Origin of the sequence: Rhodococcus sp. T7 (genome assembly GCF_009872365.1) — a bacterium.
GTDB lineage: Bacteria > Actinomycetota > Actinomycetes > Mycobacteriales > Mycobacteriaceae > Rhodococcus_F.
Window position 1 is genome coordinate 1 of the sequence record NZ_WXYH01000343.1, and the last position, 21,719, is coordinate 21,719.

General features: G+C 65.3%; 20 protein-coding genes. 14 read left to right on the top strand and 6 right to left on the bottom strand.

Annotated features, from left to right (window positions below; translation table 11 throughout):
* From MLGJGCBP_RS32295 to MLGJGCBP_RS32305, 3 genes are all read left to right on the top strand, one after another.
* On the top strand, positions 1-635 hold a 635-nt coding region (locus MLGJGCBP_RS32295), incomplete at its 5' end, for a carbohydrate ABC transporter permease (protein ID WP_160100715.1).
* Positions 635-1,513, top strand: a complete 879-nt coding sequence (locus MLGJGCBP_RS32300; protein WP_124393969.1) for a carbohydrate ABC transporter permease — start codon at positions 635-637, stop codon at positions 1,511-1,513. The genes MLGJGCBP_RS32295 and MLGJGCBP_RS32300, both read left to right, overlap by 1 nt.
* Before the next feature lie 51 nt (positions 1,514-1,564).
* Positions 1,565-2,650 carry an ABC transporter ATP-binding protein gene (locus MLGJGCBP_RS32305; protein WP_160100717.1) on the top strand — a complete coding sequence of 362 codons (1,086 nt, stop codon included), beginning with the start codon at positions 1,565-1,567 and terminating at the stop codon, positions 2,648-2,650.
* A gap of 22 nt (positions 2,651-2,672) precedes the next feature.
* Here the strand turns inward: MLGJGCBP_RS32305 and MLGJGCBP_RS32310 are convergent, their stop codons facing one another.
* Both MLGJGCBP_RS32310 and MLGJGCBP_RS32315 read right to left on the bottom strand, forming a co-directional pair.
* A complete protein-coding gene (locus MLGJGCBP_RS32310; protein WP_160100719.1) occupies positions 2,673-3,425 on the bottom strand; it encodes an IclR family transcriptional regulator in 753 nt (250 codons plus the stop codon).
* 77 nt (positions 3,426-3,502) lie between these two features.
* Entirely contained in the window at positions 3,503-4,876 is a 1,374-nt protein-coding gene (locus MLGJGCBP_RS32315) for an MFS transporter (protein ID WP_160100721.1), read from the bottom strand.
* A gap of 372 nt (positions 4,877-5,248) precedes the next feature.
* Here MLGJGCBP_RS32315 and MLGJGCBP_RS32320 point away from each other — a divergent pair, with 372 nt between their 5' ends.
* The 7 genes from MLGJGCBP_RS32320 to MLGJGCBP_RS32350 all read left to right on the top strand — a co-directional run bounded on the left by MLGJGCBP_RS32320 (position 5,249) and on the right by MLGJGCBP_RS32350 (position 12,886).
* On the top strand, positions 5,249-6,364 hold the full coding sequence (locus MLGJGCBP_RS32320) for an acyl-CoA dehydrogenase family protein (protein WP_160100723.1): 1,116 nt from the start codon (positions 5,249-5,251) through the stop codon (positions 6,362-6,364).
* A 54-nt stretch (positions 6,365-6,418) separates the two neighbouring features.
* Complete coding sequence (locus MLGJGCBP_RS32325; RefSeq protein WP_201453249.1) at positions 6,419-7,303, top strand: isocitrate lyase/PEP mutase family protein; 885 nt, start codon at positions 6,419-6,421, stop codon at positions 7,301-7,303.
* A 266-nt stretch (positions 7,304-7,569) separates the two neighbouring features.
* A complete protein-coding gene (locus MLGJGCBP_RS32330; protein ID WP_160100725.1) occupies positions 7,570-8,814 on the top strand; it encodes a cytochrome P450 in 1,245 nt (414 codons plus the stop codon).
* A 44-nt stretch (positions 8,815-8,858) separates the two neighbouring features.
* Complete coding sequence (locus tag MLGJGCBP_RS32335; RefSeq protein WP_160100727.1) at positions 8,859-10,094, top strand: NAD(P)/FAD-dependent oxidoreductase; 1,236 nt, start codon at positions 8,859-8,861, stop codon at positions 10,092-10,094.
* Positions 10,095-10,108: 14 nt separating this feature from the next.
* On the top strand, positions 10,109-10,480 hold the full coding sequence (locus MLGJGCBP_RS32340) for a 2Fe-2S iron-sulfur cluster-binding protein (RefSeq protein WP_160100729.1): 372 nt from the start codon (positions 10,109-10,111) through the stop codon (positions 10,478-10,480).
* Between the two features lie 71 nt (positions 10,481-10,551).
* Positions 10,552-11,322, top strand: a complete 771-nt coding sequence (locus MLGJGCBP_RS32345; protein ID WP_061042879.1) for an SDR family NAD(P)-dependent oxidoreductase — start codon at positions 10,552-10,554, stop codon at positions 11,320-11,322.
* A 94-nt stretch (positions 11,323-11,416) separates the two neighbouring features.
* The gene (locus MLGJGCBP_RS32350) at positions 11,417-12,886 is read left to right on the top strand and encodes an NAD-dependent succinate-semialdehyde dehydrogenase (RefSeq protein ID WP_160100731.1); all 1,470 of its coding nucleotides are present in this window, start codon (positions 11,417-11,419) and stop codon (positions 12,884-12,886) included.
* A gap of 70 nt (positions 12,887-12,956) precedes the next feature.
* On the opposite strand, the gene MLGJGCBP_RS32355 is transcribed toward MLGJGCBP_RS32350, so the two are convergent.
* The 3 genes from MLGJGCBP_RS32355 to MLGJGCBP_RS32365 all read right to left on the bottom strand — a co-directional run bounded on the left by MLGJGCBP_RS32355 (position 12,957) and on the right by MLGJGCBP_RS32365 (position 16,132).
* Positions 12,957-13,733, bottom strand: a complete 777-nt coding sequence (locus MLGJGCBP_RS32355) for a FadR/GntR family transcriptional regulator (protein WP_160100733.1) — start codon at positions 13,731-13,733, stop codon at positions 12,957-12,959.
* Between the two features lie 147 nt (positions 13,734-13,880).
* Positions 13,881-14,495 (bottom strand): PaaI family thioesterase, encoded by a 615-nt coding sequence (locus tag MLGJGCBP_RS32360; RefSeq protein ID WP_160100735.1) that lies wholly within the window; start codon positions 14,493-14,495, stop codon positions 13,881-13,883.
* Between the two features lie 11 nt (positions 14,496-14,506).
* Entirely contained in the window at positions 14,507-16,132 is a 1,626-nt protein-coding gene (locus MLGJGCBP_RS32365) for an FAD-dependent oxidoreductase (protein WP_201453250.1), read from the bottom strand.
* A gap of 200 nt (positions 16,133-16,332) precedes the next feature.
* Here MLGJGCBP_RS32365 and MLGJGCBP_RS32370 point away from each other — a divergent pair, with 200 nt between their 5' ends.
* Genes MLGJGCBP_RS32370 through MLGJGCBP_RS32380 form a run of 3 tightly spaced genes read left to right on the top strand, consistent with a single transcriptional unit; the run spans position 16,333 to position 19,440 of the window.
* Positions 16,333-17,406: a cupin domain-containing protein gene (locus MLGJGCBP_RS32370; RefSeq protein WP_160100739.1), complete on the top strand. Its 1,074-nt coding sequence runs from the start codon at positions 16,333-16,335 to the stop codon at positions 17,404-17,406.
* On the top strand, positions 17,403-18,284 hold the full coding sequence (locus MLGJGCBP_RS32375) for a fumarylacetoacetate hydrolase family protein (protein ID WP_160100741.1): 882 nt from the start codon (positions 17,403-17,405) through the stop codon (positions 18,282-18,284). The genes MLGJGCBP_RS32370 and MLGJGCBP_RS32375 overlap by 4 nt, the downstream gene beginning before the upstream one ends.
* A 16-nt stretch (positions 18,285-18,300) precedes the next feature.
* Positions 18,301-19,440: a 2-methylaconitate cis-trans isomerase PrpF family protein gene (locus MLGJGCBP_RS32380; protein WP_160100742.1), complete on the top strand. Its 1,140-nt coding sequence runs from the start codon at positions 18,301-18,303 to the stop codon at positions 19,438-19,440.
* Between the two features lie 82 nt (positions 19,441-19,522).
* Here the strand turns inward: MLGJGCBP_RS32380 and MLGJGCBP_RS32385 are convergent, their stop codons facing one another.
* On the bottom strand, positions 19,523-20,269 hold the full coding sequence (locus MLGJGCBP_RS32385) for a dienelactone hydrolase family protein (protein ID WP_201453251.1): 747 nt from the start codon (positions 20,267-20,269) through the stop codon (positions 19,523-19,525).
* Between the two features lie 192 nt (positions 20,270-20,461).
* Between MLGJGCBP_RS32385 and MLGJGCBP_RS32390 the strand changes: the two genes are divergently transcribed.
* The gene (locus MLGJGCBP_RS32390) at positions 20,462-21,715 is read left to right on the top strand and encodes a CaiB/BaiF CoA transferase family protein (RefSeq protein WP_160100746.1); all 1,254 of its coding nucleotides are present in this window, start codon (positions 20,462-20,464) and stop codon (positions 21,713-21,715) included.
* Positions 21,716-21,719 lie beyond the last annotated feature (4 nt).

Genomic DNA, 21,719 nt, shown 5'->3' on the forward strand with positions numbered 1-21,719 from the left:
GGCTCGGCCTGCTGCTCGCACTGCTGCTGGACCGCGCGTTCCTCGGCCGCGGCATCGTCCGTACCCTCCTCATCACGCCGTTCCTGGTGACGCCCGTCGCCGGTGCGCTGCTGTGGAAGACGACGATGTTCGACCCGGTGTTCGGCATCGTCAACTTCGTGCTCTCCCCGTTCGGGGTAGGGCAGGTCGACTGGGTCAGCAAGTTCCCGCTGGCCTCGGTGATGGTGAGCCTGATCTGGCAGTGGACGCCGTTCATGATGCTGCTGATCCTGGCCGGACTGCAGTCCATGCCCCGCGACATCCTGGAGGCGGCACGGGTGGACGGCGCCAAGCCGTTCGCGATGTTCCGCGAACTGACGCTCCCGCACCTGCGCCGGTTCATCGAACTCGGTGCGGTGCTCGGCGCCATCTACCTGATCAACACGTTCGACGCCATCTACATGATGACGCAGGGCGGGCCGGGCACTGCCAGCGCCAACCTTCCCTTCTACATCTACCAGCGCGCATTCCTCGGTTTCGACATCGGGCAGGCTGCGGCGATGGGCGTCATCGTCGTGATCGCGACGATCGTCGTCGCGACCCTGGCGTTGCGCCTGATCTTCAAGAGCTTTTCCGGTAACGAGGAGGCAGCGTGATGAGTACCGACACTGCGGCGGCGCCGGTGGAGTCCGCTCCCGCCGCCCCGGAGACGAAGCGGGCGCGCAAGCATCGCAAGTTCAGCCCGTGGAGTGTGGTCGCGTGGATCGTGGCCCTCGGGTTCTTCTTCCCGGTGGCGTGGATGGTCCTCACCGCGTTCAAGCAGGAGGGCGACGCCTACACGACTCCGCCGAAGCTGTTCTTCACACCCACGCTGGACCAGTTCAAGGCGGTCCTCGACAGCGGAATCGGTACGGCACTGCTGAATTCGGCGTTCGCGACCGCCATGTCGACAATCGTCGTGCTGGTGCTCGGTGTCCCGGCGGCGTTCGCGCTGTCACTGCGGCCGGTCCGCAAGACGAAGGACGCCCTGTTCTTCTTCATCAGCACGAAGATGCTCCCGATCGTCGCCGCGATCATCCCGCTGTACGTGATCGTCAACGACATCGGCCTGCTCGACAACATCTGGGCGCTGATCATCCTGTACACGGCGATGAACCTGCCGATCGCGGTGTGGATGATGCGCTCGTTCTTCCTCGAGGTCCCGGGCGAACTGCTGGAGGCCGCGAGCATGGACGGGGCGAGCCTGTGGACGTCGGTGCGCGAGGTGATCCTTCCGCTCGTGTCACCCGGCATCGCGGCCACCGCGCTGATCTGCGTGATCTTCTCGTGGAACGAATTCTTCTTCGCGGTCAACCTCACCGCCGTCCAGGCGCAGACCATTCCGGTGTTCCTCGTCGGTTTCATCACCGGTGAGGGCCTGTACTGGGCCCGACTGTCGGCGGCGGCAACGCTGGCGGCTCTCCCGGTCATCCTGGCCGGCTGGGTCGCGCAGAACAAACTGGTCCGCGGCCTGTCCTTCGGCGCGATCAAATGATCACCCCGGCAACCACTTCCCCCGACTTCGGTACCCACCAGAGGAGCAATCATGGCTGACATCGCGTACAAAGGCGCATCCTGCATCTACGAGAACGCCGACACGCTGGCGGTCGATACGCTCGACCTCGAGATCGAAGACGGCGAGTTCATCGTCCTCGTCGGACCGTCCGGTTCCGGCAAGAGCACGGCGCTGCGGATGCTCGCCGGCCTCGAGGACATCGACGAGGGCACCATCACCATCAATGGCAAGGACATGGTGGGGGTGCCGTCGAAGGACCGTGACATCGCGATGGTATTCCAGAACTACGCCCTCTACCCGAACAAGACGGTGGGCGAGAACATGGGCTTCGCGCTGAAGATGCGGGGCGTCGGCGTCGAGGAACGCAAGAAGAAGGTGGCCGAGGCGGCCAAACTCCTCGACCTCACCGACTACCTGGACCGCAAGCCCGGCAAGCTGTCCGGCGGTCAACGTCAGCGCGTCGCGATGGGTCGCGCGATCGTGCGCGAACCGCAGGTGTTCTGCATGGACGAACCGCTGTCCAACCTCGACGCCAAACTCCGCGTCCAGACCCGCACCCAGATCGCGGCACTGCAGCGCCGGCTCGGCACCACTACCGTCTACGTCACCCACGACCAGGTGGAGGCCATGACCATGGGCGACCGGGTGGCGGTCCTCAAGAACGGTAAGCTGCAGCAGTTCTCGGCGCCCACCGAGCTGTACGACCGGCCCACCAACGCGTTCGTGGCCGGCTTCATCGGTTCCCCCGCGATGAACCTGATGACGATGCCCATCGTCAGCGGCGGTGTGCGGCTCGGAAACTCGACGCTCCCGCTCGAACGCGACCAGCTGTCGGCACTGCACGCGGCCGGACTGGAGACCGTGACGGTCGGTGTGCGCCCCGAACAGCTCGAACTGTCGACCGGGGACGGCGGCATCGAGGTGATCGTCGACCTCGTCGAGGAACTCGGGAGCGAATCCTACGTCCACACCCACATCGCCGGGGACGGCACCCAACTCGTCGCCCGGTCACTGACCCGCACCCCCGCCCGGCTCGCCGACACCGTCTCACTGCGCAAGCGAGACGGAGCGGTGCACCTGTTCCACCCGGAGACCGGGAATCGGATCGGGGACTAGAGTCCGGGGATCCGCCCACGGGTCAATAGGGGGCGGTCAGGGTCCGGCTTATTCCCGCGGCGGCGGTGCGCATCGCCGCCAACTGGGACTGGGGGCTCTCGTCACGACTGCGGTACACGATGCTGAGGGACGCGACAACCTCGTGCTTTCGGCCGAAGACGGGGACGGCAACTCCCGTCCACCCCGGCCTGCCGTATCCGTCCGCGTAGACGAAGTGTCGTTGCCGGACGTCGGCGAGGAGTCGGCGAAGCTGGTCCGGGTTGGTCACCGTCTTGTCTGTGAGCCGCTCGAGGGGCCGGGACAACACTTCGTTCTGGTACTCCTGTGACGCGAAGGCGAGGAGGACCAGTCCCGACGATGATGCGTGCAGAAGGTGGCGTTCAGCGATGCGTCCGGCTTCCAGGGTCGTCTGGGCCGGTGCGAGTCGCTCGAGGAAGAGCGCTGATTGGCCGTCCAGTACCGCGAGGGTGACGACCTCGTGGACTGCGCTTTGCAGGTCGACCATGAAGGGCAGGGCGGCATCGCGGAGTCCTACCCCGCGATTGCCGTGGGAGGCGAGTTCCCACAGATGCAGCCCGATCTTGATGTCCTTGTCGGATGCGCGGTCGAGGAGGCCGTATTTCACCATTTCCGTGACGAGCCGGTACGTGGTGGGGATGGGCAGTCCGGCGCGGTGGGCGAGGGTACTGAGCGGCATCGACTCGTTGTCCCGGTCGAATGCTTCCAGCACCCTCGTCACACGGCTGATCAGGGATTCACCCTCGGTTCTTGACACAGCGATCCACCTCGGGCGCTCGCAGCCCGCGGTGTGAACGGCTGTCACTGCGTGGGGCTGATCCGATCATTCTTCGTTCATCGAGTCGGCTCCGCCTCCGCTACCTCTCGCTCCCTCGTATCGAGTGCGATGCCGTCGTCTTCGGACAATACTGCCATCTCGCTGGCATTCGGAAGGCCGAGCCAGCCGACGAAAAATCCGCCGATCGCGCAGATCATCACATAGAAGGCCGGTGCGGTGGGGGAGAACTCGGAGGCCAGCCACGTGGCGACCAACGGGGCGGTGCCGCCGAAGATTGCGAAGCCGAGGGCGTAGGGGAAGGCGCTCGCACTGGCACGAATGTCGACGGGGAAGAGTTCGACGACGGCGAGGCCGGCGGCGATCATTGTCGAGTACTGCAGCGTGGCGAAGATCGCGAGTCCAATGGTCGCGACGACGACTCCGTGGCCTGCCATGACGAAGGTGGGGTAGCTCCACGCTACGAGCCCGGCGGCGAGAGTCATAGCAAAGCGCTTCCGGCTGGTCCGATCGGCCAGTCTCCCGATCGGGAACACCGCAGCGCAAGCCACTCCGAGTGAGATGACGACGATGGCGTATGCGCTGGTCTTGCTGTGGCCCTCGAAGTGCATCAGGTTTGTCGCCATGTACGCGACGGTGATGTAGCCCGCGGTGGCCTGGAGGGCTACCCACAGGAAGAGTACGAACATCCTCTTCTTCGCGACCCGGAATGCCTGGACAAGTGGCGAACGGTGGCTGTTGTCATCACTCTTGATGACGTGCGAAATCTCTGCGGCGGCTTTGTACACGTCGGCGTCGTCGACCTTCATCCGGAGGATGAGTCCGACGATGCCGAGCGGGATTGCGAGAGCAAACGGTATCCGCCACACCCACGCGTTGATCTGTTCCGTCGATACCAGAGAACTGATCAACATTGCGGTGAGTGACGCGATCACACTGGCGCCGATGGTGGACGCGATGAGGGGAGTAGCGTTTCTGGCTCGGGTGGCTACTGGTGAGTGCTCCACGACGAGAACGAAGGCCGTGGTCGACTCGCCTCCGGTCGAGAATCCTTGCAGTAGCCGGCAGAGTAGGAGCAGTACCGGTGCAAGGATTCCTACTGCCGAGTAGGTCGGCAGCATGCCGATGACCGCAGTCGCGAGACTCATCATGAGAATCGAGCTGATGAGGACGGTCTTGCGTCCCCATCGGTCTCCGATGTGCCCGAAGACGATCGCGCCGAGAGGCCGGACGACGAACGACACCCCGAAGAGCGCGAAGGTCGACAGCAGACCGACCACGGGGTCTACTTCGGGGAAGAACAGCTGGGCGATGGTAACGGCGAAGAAGCCGTAGAGCGCGTTGTCGAAGTACTCGATGAAGTTGCCGATCGCTCCGGCGCGACGCACGGTGCGGATGTCGGTGGTCGGTCGGTGGTCGATGGGGGATGCCATGTGCCAACACCTCGTTCGGGGACAGGTGGGTGGGAGAAAGCCTGCGGTCATGAACAGAAGGGCGCGCCAATACTCGATCACGAGCGGTTGGGCGTGCGTGAACGCGAGTTCTGCGGGCGTCGGCCTGCGGTATGACCGCTGTCACATCTAAGCCGCGTCTTCTCGCGAAAGTCAAGAGCTGTGAATCACCGCGTCTGTGCGAGGTGGGTCGGAAGCCGAAATGCGCGTTCTCTCTATCTCCCTGCGCACGTGCGAATTTCCCCTGTGCGTACGAAGTGTCGGCGACTCCCGGGGTTGACCGAATCGATGACCAGATCTACCTTAAGGTAGAACCATTTATCGCGAGCTGGGAATCGAGAGAGGCCGACTGTCGTGGCATCCGTATTTGGCGAGGAACAGAACGAACTCCGGCGGGTAGTCCGGCGGTTCTTCGAAGAGAAGTCCAGCGAGGACGAGGTCCGGCGTCTCATGGAGACCGACGACGGTTACGACCGTCGGGTGTGGGCGCAGATGGCCGGGCAACTCGGTCTGCAAGGTCTCGCCATACCCGAGGAGTACGGCGGTTCGGGCTTCACGCAGCTCGAAATGTCGATCGTGCTCGAGGAAATGGGACGCGCTCTGGTGTGTGCCCCTGTTCTGTCGTCGGCCGTGCTCGCAGCGAACCTACTGCTCGAATCCCGTGACGAGGAGGCCAAGACCCGCCTGCTCCCCGTGATTGCCGACGGTTCGGTGATCGCGACGGTCGCGTTGGCGGAGAGCTCCGGGCGGTGGGACGGCGACGGTGTCGCGACCACAGCCGAGCGGGACGCAACCGGGTGGGCAGTGACCGGTGAGAAGCTTTTCGTTCTCGACGGCGGAACCGCCGACGTCGTACTGGTCGTGGCCCGAACGGACCGGGGCCTGTCGTTGTTCGAGGTGAGCGCCGGTTCGTCGGGGCTCACGGTGCGGCCGATGGACACCATGGACCGCACGCGTAAGCAATCGACGATGGTGTTTTCCCGGACGCCGGCCCGGCTGATCGGCGCCGAGGGCGGAGCGGCGATCGCCGTCGAGCGCATGCTCGACCTCGCAGCGGTAGCGGTTGCGGCCGAGGACGTCGGAGGCGCGTTGCGGCAGGTCGAACTGGCCGCCGAGTATGCGCGCACGCGTTCCCAATTCGGCAAGGTCATCGGCAGTTACCAGGCGATCAAGCAGAAACTTGCCGACATGCTGCTCTCGGTGGAGCTGTCGAAGGCGGCTGCCTACCGCGTCGCGCAGGTCGCCGTCGACGATCCCGCCACCCTTGCGGTCGAGGCGGGCATGGCCAAGGCCCTGTGCGCCGAGACGTACGTACAGATTGCCTACGACACCATCCAGATCCACGGGGGCATCGGCTTCACCTGGGAACACCCCGCGCACCTGTATTTCCGGCGCGCGAAGAGTAATGCGTCGCTGTTCGGCACGCCCGCGCACCATCGCGAGCTCGTCGCACAGCGGATGGGCCTGTGAGCTGCGACGCAAGACGTCGCGCCCCGATTTCGACGACACGAAGGAATTCGACAAATGGCTGAAACGACAACACAGCTCCTGCGGCGGCGGATCACGACGGGCCCGCTTCTCGTGGTTCCCGGCGCCGCGAACGCCCTGACCGCGCGACTCGTCGAGGAGGCCGGGTTCGAGGCGGTGTACGTGACGGGCGCGGGAATCGCGAATACCTTTCTGGGTCTTCCCGACATCGGGTTGGTGACATTGACCGAGCTGACCGCGCACGTTGCTGCAATCCGCGACGCGACCGACCTGCCGCTGATCGTCGACGCGGACACCGGATTCGGGAACGCTGTCAGCGTGCGGCGGACCGTTCGTGACCTCGAGCGGGCAGGGGCGGACGGAATCCAGCTCGAAGACCAGCTGTTTCCGAAGCGCTGCGGTCATTTCGGCGGAAAGCAGCTGGTCGGCACCGAGGAAATGGTGCAGAAGATACACGCGGCCGTCGACGCGCGGCGCGACGACGACCTCGTCATCGTGGCACGAACCGATGCTCGCGCGACCGAGGGTTTCGACGCCGCGATCGACCGTGCCGGCGCGTATCGGGAGGCAGGCGCTGACGTCACGTTCGTCGAGGCGCCGCAGACGGTCGAGGAAGTGCACGCCGTTCCGGAGCGTCTGCCGTGCCCGCAGCTGGTGAACTTCGTGGAAGGCGGGAAGACGCCCTTCGTGCCACTCGAGGACCTGCAGGGGTATTCCATCGCGTTGTTCGCGAACGCCGCGTTGCAAGGAGCGATCAAGGGCACCCTGCAGGTGCTCGACGGACTCCGGGCAACCGGATCGTTGGACGCCGTTGCCCACCAGCTCACGGGCTGGCAGGAGCGTCAGCGGCTCGTCGCGAAACCCTTCTACGACGCGTTGGAGGAGCGTTACGCGACGAGGTCTGCCGCCGTCTCGAGCTGACCGGAACGGTAGCCCTGCACATCGAATAGTTCGCACTACACCGGACCGCCGGGGCACTGCCCCGGCGGGATTCGGCGTGCCAAAATAGACCGCTGACCAGCACTTTTGCGGATATTTTCACTCAGTGAAAACGCTATTTGTGTCGCCGGTCACGCTTGCCAGTATGGAGACACGACTTGACGACCACCCGCCGCAGCGGCGCACACGAACGAAAGACGCTGCAATGACGGGCTATTCATTCTGCCTACCCCGAGGGAAGGACCACGATGCCGACAGGCTTGGAGAACCCCACACTTCCGCGGTACTCGCACGAACTCGACTGGCCGGACGGACTCGCGCCGTATCGGATCATCGACGAGGAGGGAACCCAGGGCGAGCCCTACGCGCACTACGCGTGGATGAGGAAGAACGCTCCCGTGCTGCGCGTCCGGCACGACGGGGGCGACGTCTGGATGGTGGCGCGGCACGAGGACGTGCGCCGGGCGATGCGGAAGCCGAAAGTCTTCCGCTCCCAGGTCAACGACGAGCAGCCGCTCGCGTTCCTGACCTTGATCGATGCGCCCGACCACACTCGCCTCCGCAAGGTCGTGTCCGCCGCCTTCACCCCCAAGGCGATTGCAGCCGTGGAGGACCGAGTCCGGGAGGTTGCAGCCGACAAGCTGGACGAGTTGATCGCGTCCGGCGGTGGCGAGGTGGTCGAGAACTATGCGCGACCGTTGACCATGGCGACGATCAGCGGGATCCTCGATGTGCCCATCGACGACCTCGCGAAGGTCGAACTGTGGTCGGACAAGATGTTCGTGTATTTCGCACGGCTGTCCCGCAGCGCCCCGGGCGATGACGACGACGAGGCCTACACGCTGCAGTTCTTCGACTACCTCCGCGACAACTTGCTGCGTCTCTACGACATCCGCAGCGAGTCGGTGGGTGGGCACATCGCCCGGATGTGGAAGGACGACGGACTGCTGTCGGAGAAGGAAGCCACCGAGCTGTGCGGGTTCATCTTCGTCTCCGGTTTCGAAACCACCATGCGGCTGATCGGCGGAGGGTTCCGAGAGCTGAGTTACAACCCCGACCTCCTCGGTCGCCTACGCGAGAACCCCGGAGATGCCGAGCGTTTCGTCGAGGAGCTCGTGCGGATGCGCGGACCGGTTCACCGCGCGGTCAGGCGAACGACGGAGGTCACCGAGATCGCCGGCGTCACCATTCCCGCCGACTCGATCGTCAGACTGCTCATCGCCTCGGCCAACCGCGACGACACCGTGTGGTCGCATGCGGACACTTTCGACATCGATCGTGATACCGAGGGCCACTTCGGGTTCGGCTACGGCGTGCACAGCTGCCTCGGTGCGCCCCTTGCACGGTTGGAAACGCGAGTGACGGCGGAGCTGCTCGGGCAGAAGGTTCGGTCCGTGTCGTTCGACGAGCCCAACGATCTCGTGTTCTTGAAGGGTAACAGCATGACGACCGGTCCGGAGACGCTGCGCGTGGACCTGATCGCCCAGTCGTAGTGGCGGTGCGTCCGTTCGGACCATCGAGGAGAGAGGAGTGCGCGGTGTCGGATAAACGGGTCATCATCATCGGTTCGGGGCATGCCGGGGTCCAGGCGGCCGCCCGCTTGGCCGAACTACACTGGGACGGGGGAATCGTCCTCGTCGACCAGGAGGAGACCGCGCCGTACGAGCGGCCCCCGTTGTCGAAGGAGATGCTGAAGTCGGCGGATCCGACCGCCCTGAGCCTGCTGCGCAAGGACACGTTCTACAGGGACAACAACATCGAACGGATCAGCGGCCGCCCGGTGCGGACAATCGACCGGGCCGCCCGACAGATCGAACTCGCCGGCGGGGTGCGGCATTCCTACCACCGGCTCATCATCGCCACCGGCTCGATTCCGCGCCGGCTCGATGTGCCCGGAGCCGACCTGCCGGGCGTTCACACCCTCAGCTCACACGCGGACGCTCTCGCCCTGCAGAAGGCGCTGACCGCTGGAAGCCGAGTGACGATCGTCGGGGCCGGCTACATCGGCCTCGAGGTGGCGGCAGCCGCCGCCGCGCGTGGATGCGACGTGACGATCGTCGAATTCCGGGACCGGGTCCTCAGCCGCGTGACGTCCGAGATCGTGTCCCGCCACTTCGAGTCGTTGCACAGGAGCAACGGAGCGCGTTTCGTCTTCGGTGCCGGCGTTCGGGCGTTCGAGGGCGACGGCCGGGTGCAGCGCGTAGTCACCTCCGACGGAACGTCATTGGACACCGACATCGTCGTCGTCGGCGTCGGCGTGGTTCCGAACCAGCAGCTGGCGGCAGATGCGGGTATCGCTTGCGACGATGGGATTCTGGTGAACCCCCACTGCCAGACCTCGGACCCCGAGGTGTACGCCATCGGGGATGTCGCGCGTTGTCTGCGCGACGGCGAGCCCCGGGGGCAGCGGCTCGAAAGCGTACAGAATGCCGTCGCCCAGGCGATCACCGCGACGAACCACGTCGTCTCGCAGTCATGTGAGGTCAAGACGGAAGTTCCCTGGTTCTGGACGGTCCAGCACGGTACCCGCCTGCAAACGGCGGGCCTGCGACATGAGAGCGACGACATGGTGGTGCGGGGCAGCGCATCGGCAGGCAAGTTCTCCGTGCTGTACCTGCGAGAGGGGAGACTCGCCGCCATCGACACGGTCGATGCGCTCAAGGACTTCGTTCCGGCGAAGAAGCTGATCGCGGCGGGCGCAGCACTCGACCCGGCCCGCGCCGCCGACCCTTCGATCAAATTAGCCCAATCACAGACCGATATTGCTCAGTGAGCGAGGTAACCGAAATGACCGACATCCGCCGTGCCGACGTCCTCGATCCCGAGGCACCCGATACTGCCGACCCGCGCATCGTGGTCATCGACCGCGACGGCGAACATCACCGACTCGACTGGGAGCCGGACCAGTCGCTGATGGAGGTGCTGAGAGACAACGGTCTCCCGATCCTCGCGTCGTGCGGCGGAACGGCGTCGTGCGCCACCTGCCACGTGTTCCTGGACCCGCAAGTCACGGCGGAACTCGGGGAACGCTGCGAAGACGAGCAGGAACTGCTGGAAGAGACCGAGAGTTTCGACACCGCGAGATCGCGGTTGTCGTGTCAGGTCGAACGGTCGACCGCGCTGGACGGAATCACCGTCACCCTCGCTCCCGAAGAGTGACCCGTCCAGGACCCGATCACCCACCGTGCAATCAGATCACCAACGTACAGAGAAGAACTGAGGTTTCGAGAATGCGACTACCGAACAAGCGCACGATCATCACTGCCGCTGCATCCGGCATGGGCAAGGCCGGCGTCGAACTGTTCGCCCGTGAGGGCGCGGCCGTCGCCGCGATCGACCGCGACGAGAAGGCGCTAAAAGAGGTCGTGGAAGCAGTCAATGCCAGCGGTGGGAAGGCGGCCGGCTTCGTCGCCGACCTGTCCGACAACAACGCCGTGCGCGAGTCGTTCGCGGAAGCGACGCGCTGGCTCGGGGGTCTCGATGTGCTGTGGAGCCACGCGGGAATCCCCGCTCCCTCGGAAGTCGAGAACCTCGACCTCGACGCGTACCAGCGCGCAGCGCAGCTGAACGTCACCCAGTCGACATTGCTCGCCAGCGAGGCCGTCACGGTGATGCGCGCGCAGCAGGGTGGATCCATCGTGTTCACCGCGTCGTCGTCCGGACTCGTCGGCTCCGCTCAGAGCCCGCTGTACTCCCTCTTCAAGGCCGGAATCGTGGGACTGACACGGGGCCTGGCCGTCAGGTACGCCACGGACGGTATCCGGGTGAACGCCGTGTGTCCGGGCATGGTGGCGACACCCATGCTCTACAACGACTTCATGACCTCCGACCCCCGGTTCACGGTTGAGGAGACCGAGCAGAGGTTCGTTTCCGCGATCCCGATGGGCCGCCCGGGTCAACCGCACGAGATCGCCCATGCGGCCCTGTGGTTGGCGTCCGACGACTCCTCGTTCGTCACCGGCGTCCCGCTGCCGGTGGACGGTGGCCTGGTGGCCCGCTGACCCGAGCAAACTCTGCCCCCATGCTGCCAGGGCGTGGGGTTGTCGATCCGTAGACCGCATCGCTCTCGATGCGACATGAAGGAGAAGTCATTCGATGACGATCACAGTGGAACAGGAACAAGCCGGTATCGCCGCGGTGCCGAAAGAGTTGTTCATCGGTGGGCAGTGGGTTCCGGCGACGGGCGGTGCCACCCTGGACGTATTCGACCCGTCGACCGGGCAGGTACTCTGCCAGGTCGCCGACGCCTCGGCCGAAGACGCGATGCGCGCACTCGACGTCGCCGTCGCGACGCAGCCGTCGTTCGCGGCCACCACGGCGCGGCAACGCTCGGACATCCTCCGGAAGACGTATGAGTTGATGCTCGAACGCGCCGACGAACTGGCCCTCATCATGACCCTCGAAGCCGGGAAGCCGATCGACGAGGCCAAGGCCGAGATCACCCTGGCCGCAGACTTCGTGCGCCACTTCTCCGAAGAAGCCGTACGGGTGACGGGGAACTATCAGGTCAACCCGGCCGGTGGCGGGCGGATGATCGTCACGCGCCAGCCCATCGGTCCGGCGATCCTGGTCGCACCGTGGAACTTCCCGATGTCCATGGGCGCGAGGAAGATCGCGCCGGCCATCGCGGCCGGATGCACCTGTGTCGTCAAGCCGGCCAGTGAAACCCCGCTGACGATGTTCGCGCTCGCCCAGTTGTTCCACGAGGCCGGCGTGCCCGACGGTGCAATCAACGTCGTCACGACGAAGTCGCCGCGCGAGGTCATCGAGCCGCTGATCCGATCGGGCAAGGCGCGGAAGTTGTCCTTCACCGGATCGACGAGCGTCGGCGTCCACCTGCTCGAACAGGCCGCGCAAAAGGTTCTGAAGACGTCGATGGAACTCGGCGGCAACGCGCCGTTCATCGTCTTCGACGACGCCGACATCGAGAATGCGCTCGACAGCCTCATGCTGACGAAGATGCGCAACGCCGGCGAAACCTGCACGGCCGCAAACAGAATCTACGTGCACCGTTCGGTGATGGACACCTTCGCCGTCAAACTCGCCGATCGGATGTCGGGATTCTTTTTGGGTCGGGGCGTCGAGGAAGGTGTCACCTTGGGCCCTCTCATCAACGAGAAACAGCAGACACTTGTCGACGACCTCGTCCGGGATGCCATTCAAGCCGGTGCCGAACTGGTCCTCGGTGGCAAGCGCCCGGATCGCCCCGGCTACTTCTTCGAACCCACCGTGTTGCGGGATGTCCCCGCAACGGCCAGGGTCACGCGGGAGGAGATCTTCGGCCCCGTGGCGCCGCTGATTCCCTTCGACACCGAGGAAGAGGTGATCGCATACGCCAACGACACCGACTACGGCCTCGTGTCCTACATCTTCACCGAGGACCTGCGACGCGCGATCCGGGTGGCGGAAGCAATGGAGTCGGGAATGGTGGGTCTGAACCAGGGCTCGGTGTCGAACTCGGCCGCGCCGTTCGGTGGGGCGAAGATGTCGGGACTGGGTCGTGAGGGAGGCAGCGAAGGCCTCGACGAGTTCCTGGAGACGAAGTTCATCGCCATGCAATTGTGAGTCGGCCGCTCGACCGCAGAGACTCGAGACCCACCCTGCGATCGAGCGGGGTGGGTCTCGAGTGGGTTTGTCAGCTCGACGCGTCGAGTCCGAGTTCTTTCGTTTTCTCGGCCTCGACCAGGACCTTCTCGAGCCGTTTCAGGTGTCGGGAAATTTCCGCGATCGCCTTGTCGGCGTCCCGCGCACGCAGATGGTTGAGGATGCGCCGACGGACTTTTGCGATGTCCTTACTGGGTTTGGGGCCGGCTCGATTGAGCCGCAAGTGCACAATCTGGGACAGCGAATCGGTCAGCATGACCAGCACTTCGTTGTGCGTGGCACTGGCGAGGATGTGGTAGAACTCCATGATCTGTGCGGTTCGCTCGAGACCGGCCTCGGTCTTGGACTGCTGCTCGGTGAACGTGATGTCGTCATCGAGTTTCTGGAAGTCTTCCTCGGTCGCGCGCTCGCAGGCCATCCGGATAATGTCGGACGTGAGGATGATTCTCGCCTCGAGAACACTCGCGTGGGACAGGGCTCCGAGCGAGGCCAGATCGGTGATCGCCCGGGACACGACGGTGGGATCGCCGGTCCGGATGAACACGCCGCCGGTCACCCCGAGTCGCGACTCGACCAGTCCCGATGCTTCGAGCGCGCGCAGCGCCTCGCGCACACTCTGTCGGGCGATCCCGAAGATCTGTGCCATGTCGCGCTCCGCGGGAAGTCGGTCGCCCGGCTTGAGCTGCCCTTCGGCGACCGCGTTGCGGACCTGCTCGTAGATGTACTCGAACCCGCGGCGCGTCTGGACCTTGGTGAAGATCGACGTGTTCTCGGCTTGGCGTTGGAACAGCGCAGCGGACTCAGTCATGTGCCCATCCTCGAATAAGTGGACCGAATGTTTTGACCATTGATCTCATTCTACCGACCCGCACGATCGCGAGGACCGAGCCCCGATTCCGCACCGTGCAGTTCCCTGACGGTGCCGAACCGGGGCTCGGAAGTTGCGTCGACGCTGTCATGTCCGAGGACGGGGAGACACCCACAGACCCTCGCCGCGGACACAGACGACGTCCCCGGCTTTGATCTCGCCCGCTGCGAACGTCTTGCGGCCGTCGATCTCGGTGACACGCCCCGTCATCGTCAGCTCTGTCCCGATGGGGAGGGCCTGCTCGTAGGTGATCGTGAGACTGCGCGTGAAGCTGACCGAGTCGAGACGGCTGCGGACGGCGTGCCACAGCACATGATCGAGCAGGACCGCCGCGTAACCGCCGTGCACACGCCCCCGCGGACCCTGGTACGGGAGCGACAGGGTGGTGGTCATCTCGACGAAGTCACCGTCGTGCTCGATGGCGACCAGGGGCGCGAGCGGATTGCGCCGGCTCGTGACCGGGTTCGTGTTGATCGTCGTATACCCCTTGGGGCTGACGAAGGGAGGGTCGGAGGGTGCGTCGGCCGCGTCGAGGAACGACGGATCCGACAATGCGGCCCGCAGACCGTCGACCTCCCGCGCGACGAGGTCGCGCAGGTCGTCACCGGTGCGGTCGAGAAGGCCGGACGCCAGCCGGCGGCAGACGTCGGCAGTGAACTCGGCCAGCGTGCTGTCCGCTCGAGATTCGACGAGGTCGCTCATCTGGTCGCTCCTCATTGCAGCACCAGCGCATGCTCGCGGCGTCCGGATACGCGGGTCAGGAGCGCGTCCGGGTCCTCGACCATGGTGTCGCCACGCCAGGAGACCTGACCGTCGGGGCGCACGAGTACCAGCGCTCGCTCGTACAACTCCGATGCCACGGGGTCGTCGATGTCGACGACCCGCAGTGGGACACCGGCCCGGTCGGCGGCGGCCTGCAACGGTGCCGAGTCCGCTGAGGGGTCGAAGCGGAGCAGGACGAATCCGGGGCCGAATTCGTCGAGGATCGATCGTGACGCGTCCAACCAGACGTGCGGCGCCCGGGATCCCGGCCGGGCGGAGGGCGCATAGCTGGACACCTGCATCGCCGGGAGCGGTGTTCCGTCCGGGACGATCACCGGGGACCCGTCGTACACGTAGCCGAGATGGATGCCGATGCTGTGCCACTCGCGTTTCATCATCTCGGTGTAGTGGTCGCCGAAGGCCTTTCGAGCCGCCCGCGTCTCCGGGGTGTCGTCGGGCGCGAAGATCCTCTGGTCGGGTGTCGTCAGACGCGGTTCGAGCATCCTCTTCAGGTTGTCACCGGCCTCCGTGATGTTGCGGACTGCGACCGGACGCTGTTCGAGTTCGTAGCTGTCGAGCAACTCCTCGCCACCCCAGCCCTGCAGTCGAGCGGCGAGTTTCCATGACAGATTGACGGCGTCGAGGATCCCGGTGTTCATGCCGAACCCCCCGGTCGGGGATGTGAGGTGGGCGGCGTCGCCGGCGATGAACACGCGTCCCTTGCGGTAGTTGTCCGCGACCAGTTGCCGCCGGACCCACGGAAGCATCGACAGGATCTCGAAGTCGAACTCGCGACCGACGGCACGGACGATCGCAGTGCGCATCTCCTCTTCGCTGATCTCGCGCTGCGTGCCGTCACCGATCAGGGAGAAGCGCCACTGATCGCGCCCGTCGATTGCGACGAGGGTGGCCCACGTGCCCTCCGGTCCGATGAAAATGTAGCGGTACGCCGGCGCCGTCGTGTGCAGGCTCGGAAGACCGGTGCACCTGATGATCGCATTGGACGTGTACGTCAGCGCGCCGTCGCCGCTCATCGCGATGTCGAGCGCAGTGCGTACGGTGCTGTCGCCACCGTCGGTACCCACGAGGTAGTCGGCGTCGATGTCGTAGACCTCGCCGGTCTCGCGCGCTTCGACCGTTGCGGTGACGTGGTCACCGTGATCGACGAACGAGAGCAACCGGGTGCGGTACCGGATGTCCGCATGCCCGGTGCTGTTCGCGAAGCGGGTGAGGACCGGATCGAAGAAGTTTTGTGGACAGCGCTCCCGGTGCTGGGGGCTCTGAGCAGGGGAGCGTTCGTCCTGTGGCGCGGCAAACGCCTCGCGGCCGAACTCGAACCCGTTGAGGTTCGTCACCCACGCGCAGTCCTGCACCTGGGCGCGGTTGTACCCGGCGGACTCCACATCGTCCACAATGCCCCAGCGTCGGCAGAACTCCATGGTGCGAATACCGACCATGTCCATCTTGGGCTGGAAAACGGAACCGTCGCGGGCCTCGACCAGCACGGTGTCGATACCCCGCCAGCCGAGATCGCCTGCGAGGGACAACCCCACGGGGCCGCCTCCGACAATCAACACGGGAACTCGTTTCGCCATGTGTCAACCCTTTCTTGTTAAGTGCGCGTCGTGAATTCGCTTGCGTAGCGAAAGATCGGCGACTAGTCCGAGTATGGTAGAACCATTTGGTCACGTCAAGAGAGCTGTTGTGAAACGACGTCGACCGCACTACCATCCAAAATGGTTCTACCAATACGGGCCGATGTCGCGAGGAGAACACCATGACGCACTCCCACACTGCCGTCGCCGGCGACGCCGACGAACGTCGTCGCCTGCGCGCCACCCTGGCCGAAGCCGGACTCCGGATCCAGCAGCCCGACGACCCGCCGCTCTTCACCCCGGCGCCCCAGTCGTCGATGGAGCCGATGCACTGGCGGTGGGCGGATCTGCTCGGCTATCTCGAGGAACTCGGCCGCGTGCTCGACCTGCGACCGGGAGGTGACCGCCGGACTCTTCGGCTGGCCAATCCCGGCCTCGAATACGGAACGACACCCACCTTCTGGGCGTCGATCCAGTACATCCGCCCCGGTGAGGTCGCCACCGCACACCGTCACACACCGGACGCGTTCCGGTTCGTCATGCACGGGAGCGGGTGCAGCACCACCGTCGACGGTGAGAACTACGAGATGAACGCCGGAGACCTGGTGTTGACGCCCGGGTGGGCGTGGCACGACCACGTGCACGCCGGTGACGAACCGATGATCTGGCTCGACGTCCTCGATGTGTCCCTCATGCGGAACCTGCACAACATCTTCTTCCAGCCCTACCCGGAAGAGACGCAGCCCGTCAGCCGTCAGCCGCAGAAGTCGTGGCAGGAGTACGGCTCCGGCATCCTCCGGCCGGTCGGACCGGCACCGAGACCGGCCGTCAACCCTCTGCTCGTCTACCCGAAAGACCAAACCGATATCGCGCTCGGCCGCGCACGGGGCCTCGACCCCGATCCTGCCGACGACGTCATCCTCGAATACCAGAATCCCATCGACGGCGGAGCGGCGTTGCCGTCGATGTCGATGAAAATTCAGATATTGCGCCCGGGCTTCTCCGGTGTGACCCACCGGCACAGCGGAAGCAAGGTCTACTGGGTGGTGGAGGGCGCCGGGACGACCGTCGTCGACGGCAGGCAGTTCGACTGGAACGCAGGCGACTTCCTGGCGATCCCGCCGTGGGCGGCGGTCCGGCACCTGAACGCACACTCCACCGAGGCGCGACTCTTCCGCGTCGACGACAGCCCGGTTCTCCGATATCTCAATGCGTACCACGAAGAGACGGTGCCGGAAACACAGGAGACACGATGAAACTGGCGAGCTTCGACGACTACCGCATCGGAATCGTCGCGGGGGACGACCTCCGCGACATCACCTCTCTGATCCCCGCGGAGTTCGACACCTGGCCGGAGCAGCGGATGAACTGGGTGATCCGGAACTGGCCCACGATTGCCGATAGACTGACGGACGTAGATGCGCTACCGACCGTGTCGATCGCGACCGTCACACTGCGGGGGGCCAACCCTGCTCCGCCGCAGGTGTTCGCGATCCCGGCCAACTATCACGCGCACATCGGAGAGATCGGGGAACGTGCGATCACCAAGGGCGGACGCACGGCCCGCGAGACCGGATTCTTTCTCAAGGCCGCCGGCTCGGTGAGCGGCGCCGGCGAGCCGATCGCGTTGCCGCCCGGCTCCGCCAGGCGCTTCGACCACGAATGCGAACTGGGCGTCATCATCGGCCGGCACGGACGCAACGTGCCACGGGAGGAGGCCATGAAATACGTCTTCGGGTACGCGTGTCTGATCGACCTGACGATGCGAATCGAACCGGGCCAGTTCGAGGAGGACCGGTCTTTGCGGAAGTCGTTCCGCAGCTTCACCCCGCTCGGTCCCTATCTGGTCACCGCGGACGAAGTGCCACCCCTCGACACACTGAGTTCCCGGCTGTCCGTCAACGGGGAACTGCGGCAGCAGGCAAGGCTGAAGGACATGATCATGCCGGTCGCCGAATCGATCGAGTTCATCTCGTCCGTCGTCGACCTGCAGCCCGGCGACGTCATCGCGAGCGGCACCCCCAAGGGCGTCGGCCCGGTCGCCGCCGGAGACGTCGTCACGATCGCGATCGATTCCGTAGGTGAAATGTCGATCGCCGTGGGGGAGTCCGAGCGCGCCCCCCGGCCGTTCTGAGCGAGGGGCCACCTGGATGTACACCGATTACCGCGCCGCCTTCATACGCGGCGGCACCAGCAAGGCACTGGTCTTCCACGAGCGCGACCTACCGGCGGATCGGGCGCAGCGTGATGCCCTCTTCCTTCGTGCGATGGGAAGCCCTGACCCCCACGGACGCCAACTCGACGGGATGGGTGGCGGATTGTCGTCGCTGTCGAAGGTATGCATTGTCGGGCCGCCGTCGGTCGAGGGGGCGGACGTCGACTACACGTTCGCGCAAGTTCAGATCGACCGGCGGGCGGTCGATTACGTCGGCAACTGCGGGAACATGGCATCGGCGATCGGCCCGTTCGCCGTGGACGAGGGGCTCGTGGCCGCCGAGGACGGCAACGCCACCGTTCGGATACACAACGTCAACACCGGCAAGGTCATTGCCTCGTCGTTCGATGTGAAGGCGGGCCGGGCGATCGAGCAGGGCGACTACACGATCCACGGTGTGGCGGGGACCGGGGCGCCCATCCGATTGGACTTCCTCGACCCCGGCGGCGCGGGTACCGGTTCGCTCCTCCCGACCGGGCACTCGACCGACGACCTGGTCGTGGACGGCGCGCCGGCGGTGTCGGCGAGTCTGGTCGACGCGGGCAACCCGGTGGTGTTCGTCGACGCGGCCGCGGTGGGACTGGACGGCACGGAGCTGCCCGAGACGATCGACGCCGATGATCGGCTCATGACCCGGTTGGAGGCGATCCGCCGCGCCGGATCGGTGCGCATGGGCCTGGCGGCCGACGAGCAGTCTGCCGCGCAGAACCGGATGACCCCGTTCATTGCCCTGGTCGCCGCGCCCCGGTCGTACACGACGCTCGCCGGCGACCGAGTCGACGAGAGCGACGTCGATCTGACCGTGCGCTTCCTGTCCAACGGGAAGGCTCATCGGGCGCTACCGCTGACAGGGGCGCTGTGCGCGGCGGTCGCGGCGCGACTGCCCGATTCGGTGGTTCACCGCCACGCGCGGACACCGCGGGACGGAGCGCCGATCCGGCTGGGCTCGCCCTCCGGAATCCTCGAGGTGAATGCCTCGGTTGCCGACAAGGGCCCGAACGCCCCGGTGCGGTGTGAGTTCGCGACGATCTACCGGACAACTAGGCGACTGTTCACGGGATGGGTGCGCGCCTAGCGGGCGCTCCGATCGCACCCGTGACCGATACGGAAAGGCCGCGGTGTCAGCGAATGTCGCTGCACACCGCGGCCTTTGGGGGCTACACCGCCGGTTCGCGCAGACGGGCGGACGTGCGGAGGAAATCGAGCGTCTGCGGCCACGACATCGCCCATGCATCGGCGTTGACCTGTTCGTTGTGCCGTCGGGAATCGCTGAACCCGTGCTTGGCTCGCGGATACAGATGGATGATCGTCGGTGCGTCGGTGTCCCTGCCCTGCAACGCCGCCTGCAGGCTCAGGAAGTTCTCGCGGGGGACCAGCGAATCCTTGCCCGGGTAGTGCACCATCACCGGGGCCGGGATGTCCGCTGCCGCCGCGACGGCGTCGATGCTGTGATGAGGCTGAATCTCGCCCGGCAGGGTGGGATGGTAGGCGACCACACTCTCGATTCGCGGATCGCGGGCGCCGAGAATCAGCGCGAATCGGCCACCGAGGCACCACCCGATCACTCCCACGGACGAGACGCCGTGTTCGGTCGTCAGGTAGTCGACGAGCCGCTGCTGTTCGTCGAGCACCGTCTCGTCGTCGAGCTGTGCGTGCAGCTCGTGCAGTTCCTCGAAGGGGGTGTCGTCGGAACTCTTCCCGTGCCACGGATCCCACGTGAGAGCGATCGCCCCTGTCTCGCCGGCGATCAGTTCCGCGAATTCCCGGACCTGTTCTCCGATCCCGGTGATCATCGGCAGCAGGAGCACGGCCGGGGCATTTCCGGAGGTTGCGTCTGCCGGTGTCACGAAATGTGCCCGAAGTCCGTCGACGGTGACGAATCGACTGTCGAAGTGGTGTGCCACGTATGTCTCCTCTCGCCCGCTGGTTGGCGCAGGCTGCGTGCGGTGTGGGTCGTGCGGTGAGGCTGCCCGGAAACTGCTGGTTGACAGACCTCGCGGAGTCGCCTCTAATGGTTCTACCATATGTCGCGCCTCGCTGTTGCGCATTCTCACCCGCGACCGGCGGCGCTTCCTCAACGATCTGTAGGGGTATCGATGACCATTTCGTCAGACCGCGACCACAACCCGCTCGGCGGACGAACCGAACGATCAGAAGGCCGACTTCCACTGTCCGGAGTGCGAATTGTCGATCTGTCACAAATCGGGGCCGGACCGTACGGCACTTCGCTTCTCGGTGATCTCGGCGCCGACGTCGTGAAGGTCGAGCCGCTCCAGGGAGACAGCTTCCGGTACGTCGACAGCGCCTTCGATCACGGCGAGAGCGCGTACTTCTTCGGCGTCAACCGCAGCAAGCGATCCATCGCCCTCGACCTGAAGAGCCGCGAGGGGCTCGAAGTACTCGAACGGTTGGTCCGCGACGCCGACGTGTTCGTCGTGGCATTTCGCCCGGACGCGGTGAAGCGGATGGGAATCGACTACGACACGCTACGGAAGATCAACGATCGTCTGATCTACTGTTCCATCACCGCATTCGGCGAAAGCGGCCCACGCGCGGATCAGCCGGGCATGGACATTCTCGCCCAGGCGCTGAGCGGCATGATGGGTGTGACCGGTGAGGTGGGCGGCGGCCCGGTGAAGGTGGGCGTCCCCATCGCCGACTTCGTCGGATCGTTCTTCGTCGGATTCGGCGTGTGCGCGGCGTTGCGGCTGCGCGATCAGACCGGCGTGGGCGACAAGATCAGTATCAATCTCCTCGATGGCCAGGTGGCGGCGTTCGCGAACTACATCACCGCCTACGACAAGACGCGCGTGCCGTTCAGGCCGCAGGGTGGCGGGCACCCGCAGTTGGTGCCCTACCAGCCGTTCCTCGGTTCGGATGACAAGCACTTCATCCTGGCGGTGCTCAACGACAAGTTCTGGAACAAGCTGGTGCCGATGCTCGACGAGTACGACGACTTCCGAGACCCCTCCTACACCACCAACACCCAGCGGATCGAGAACAGGGACGAGCTGTGCGGGCGGCTCCAGACGATCTTCAGCAAGCATCCGGCCGAGTACTGGCTGCGAAAGCTCGAGGAGGCGGGGGTGCCCTGCGGCCCGATCCATCGGCTCGAGGACGCTCTCGAAGACCCGCAGGTGCTTGCGAATCAGGCGGTCACCGAGCTGACCCACCCCGAGTACGGAACTTACAAGGTGCCGAACAATCCCATCCGGTTCGAGAATGCCGCCACCGGTCCGTGGGGATACGCACCGCGGCTCGGCGAGCACACCGACGAGATCCTCGGAGAAGTGGGATACCACGAGAACGAGATTCAGGCACTGCGTGACAACGGAATTCTGACGTCGTAGACCG

Bases quoted from the DNA above. Each gene is read 5' to 3' on its own strand.
- MLGJGCBP_RS32300 (WP_124393969.1), top strand. From the start codon at position 635: ATGAGTACCGACACTGCGGCGGCGCCGGTGGAGTCCGCTCCCGCCGCC.
- MLGJGCBP_RS32305 (WP_160100717.1), top strand. From the start codon at position 1,565: ATGGCTGACATCGCGTACAAAGGCGCATCCTGCATCTACGAGAACGCC.
- MLGJGCBP_RS32315 (WP_160100721.1), bottom strand. From the start codon at position 4,876: ATGGCATCCCCCATCGACCACCGACCGACCACCGACATCCGCACCGTG.
- MLGJGCBP_RS32325 (WP_201453249.1), top strand. From the start codon at position 6,419: ATGGCTGAAACGACAACACAGCTCCTGCGGCGGCGGATCACGACGGGC.
- MLGJGCBP_RS32330 (WP_160100725.1), top strand. From the start codon at position 7,570: ATGCCGACAGGCTTGGAGAACCCCACACTTCCGCGGTACTCGCACGAA.
- MLGJGCBP_RS32340 (WP_160100729.1), top strand. From the start codon at position 10,109: ATGACCGACATCCGCCGTGCCGACGTCCTCGATCCCGAGGCACCCGAT.
- MLGJGCBP_RS32345 (WP_061042879.1), top strand. From the start codon at position 10,552: ATGCGACTACCGAACAAGCGCACGATCATCACTGCCGCTGCATCCGGC.
- MLGJGCBP_RS32350 (WP_160100731.1), top strand. From the start codon at position 11,417: ATGACGATCACAGTGGAACAGGAACAAGCCGGTATCGCCGCGGTGCCG.
- MLGJGCBP_RS32355 (WP_160100733.1), bottom strand. From the start codon at position 13,733: ATGACTGAGTCCGCTGCGCTGTTCCAACGCCAAGCCGAGAACACGTCG.
- MLGJGCBP_RS32360 (WP_160100735.1), bottom strand. From the start codon at position 14,495: ATGAGCGACCTCGTCGAATCTCGAGCGGACAGCACGCTGGCCGAGTTC.
- MLGJGCBP_RS32370 (WP_160100739.1), top strand. From the start codon at position 16,333: ATGACGCACTCCCACACTGCCGTCGCCGGCGACGCCGACGAACGTCGT.
- MLGJGCBP_RS32375 (WP_160100741.1), top strand. From the start codon at position 17,403: ATGAAACTGGCGAGCTTCGACGACTACCGCATCGGAATCGTCGCGGGG.
- MLGJGCBP_RS32380 (WP_160100742.1), top strand. From the start codon at position 18,301: ATGTACACCGATTACCGCGCCGCCTTCATACGCGGCGGCACCAGCAAG.
- MLGJGCBP_RS32390 (WP_160100746.1), top strand. From the start codon at position 20,462: ATGACCATTTCGTCAGACCGCGACCACAACCCGCTCGGCGGACGAACC.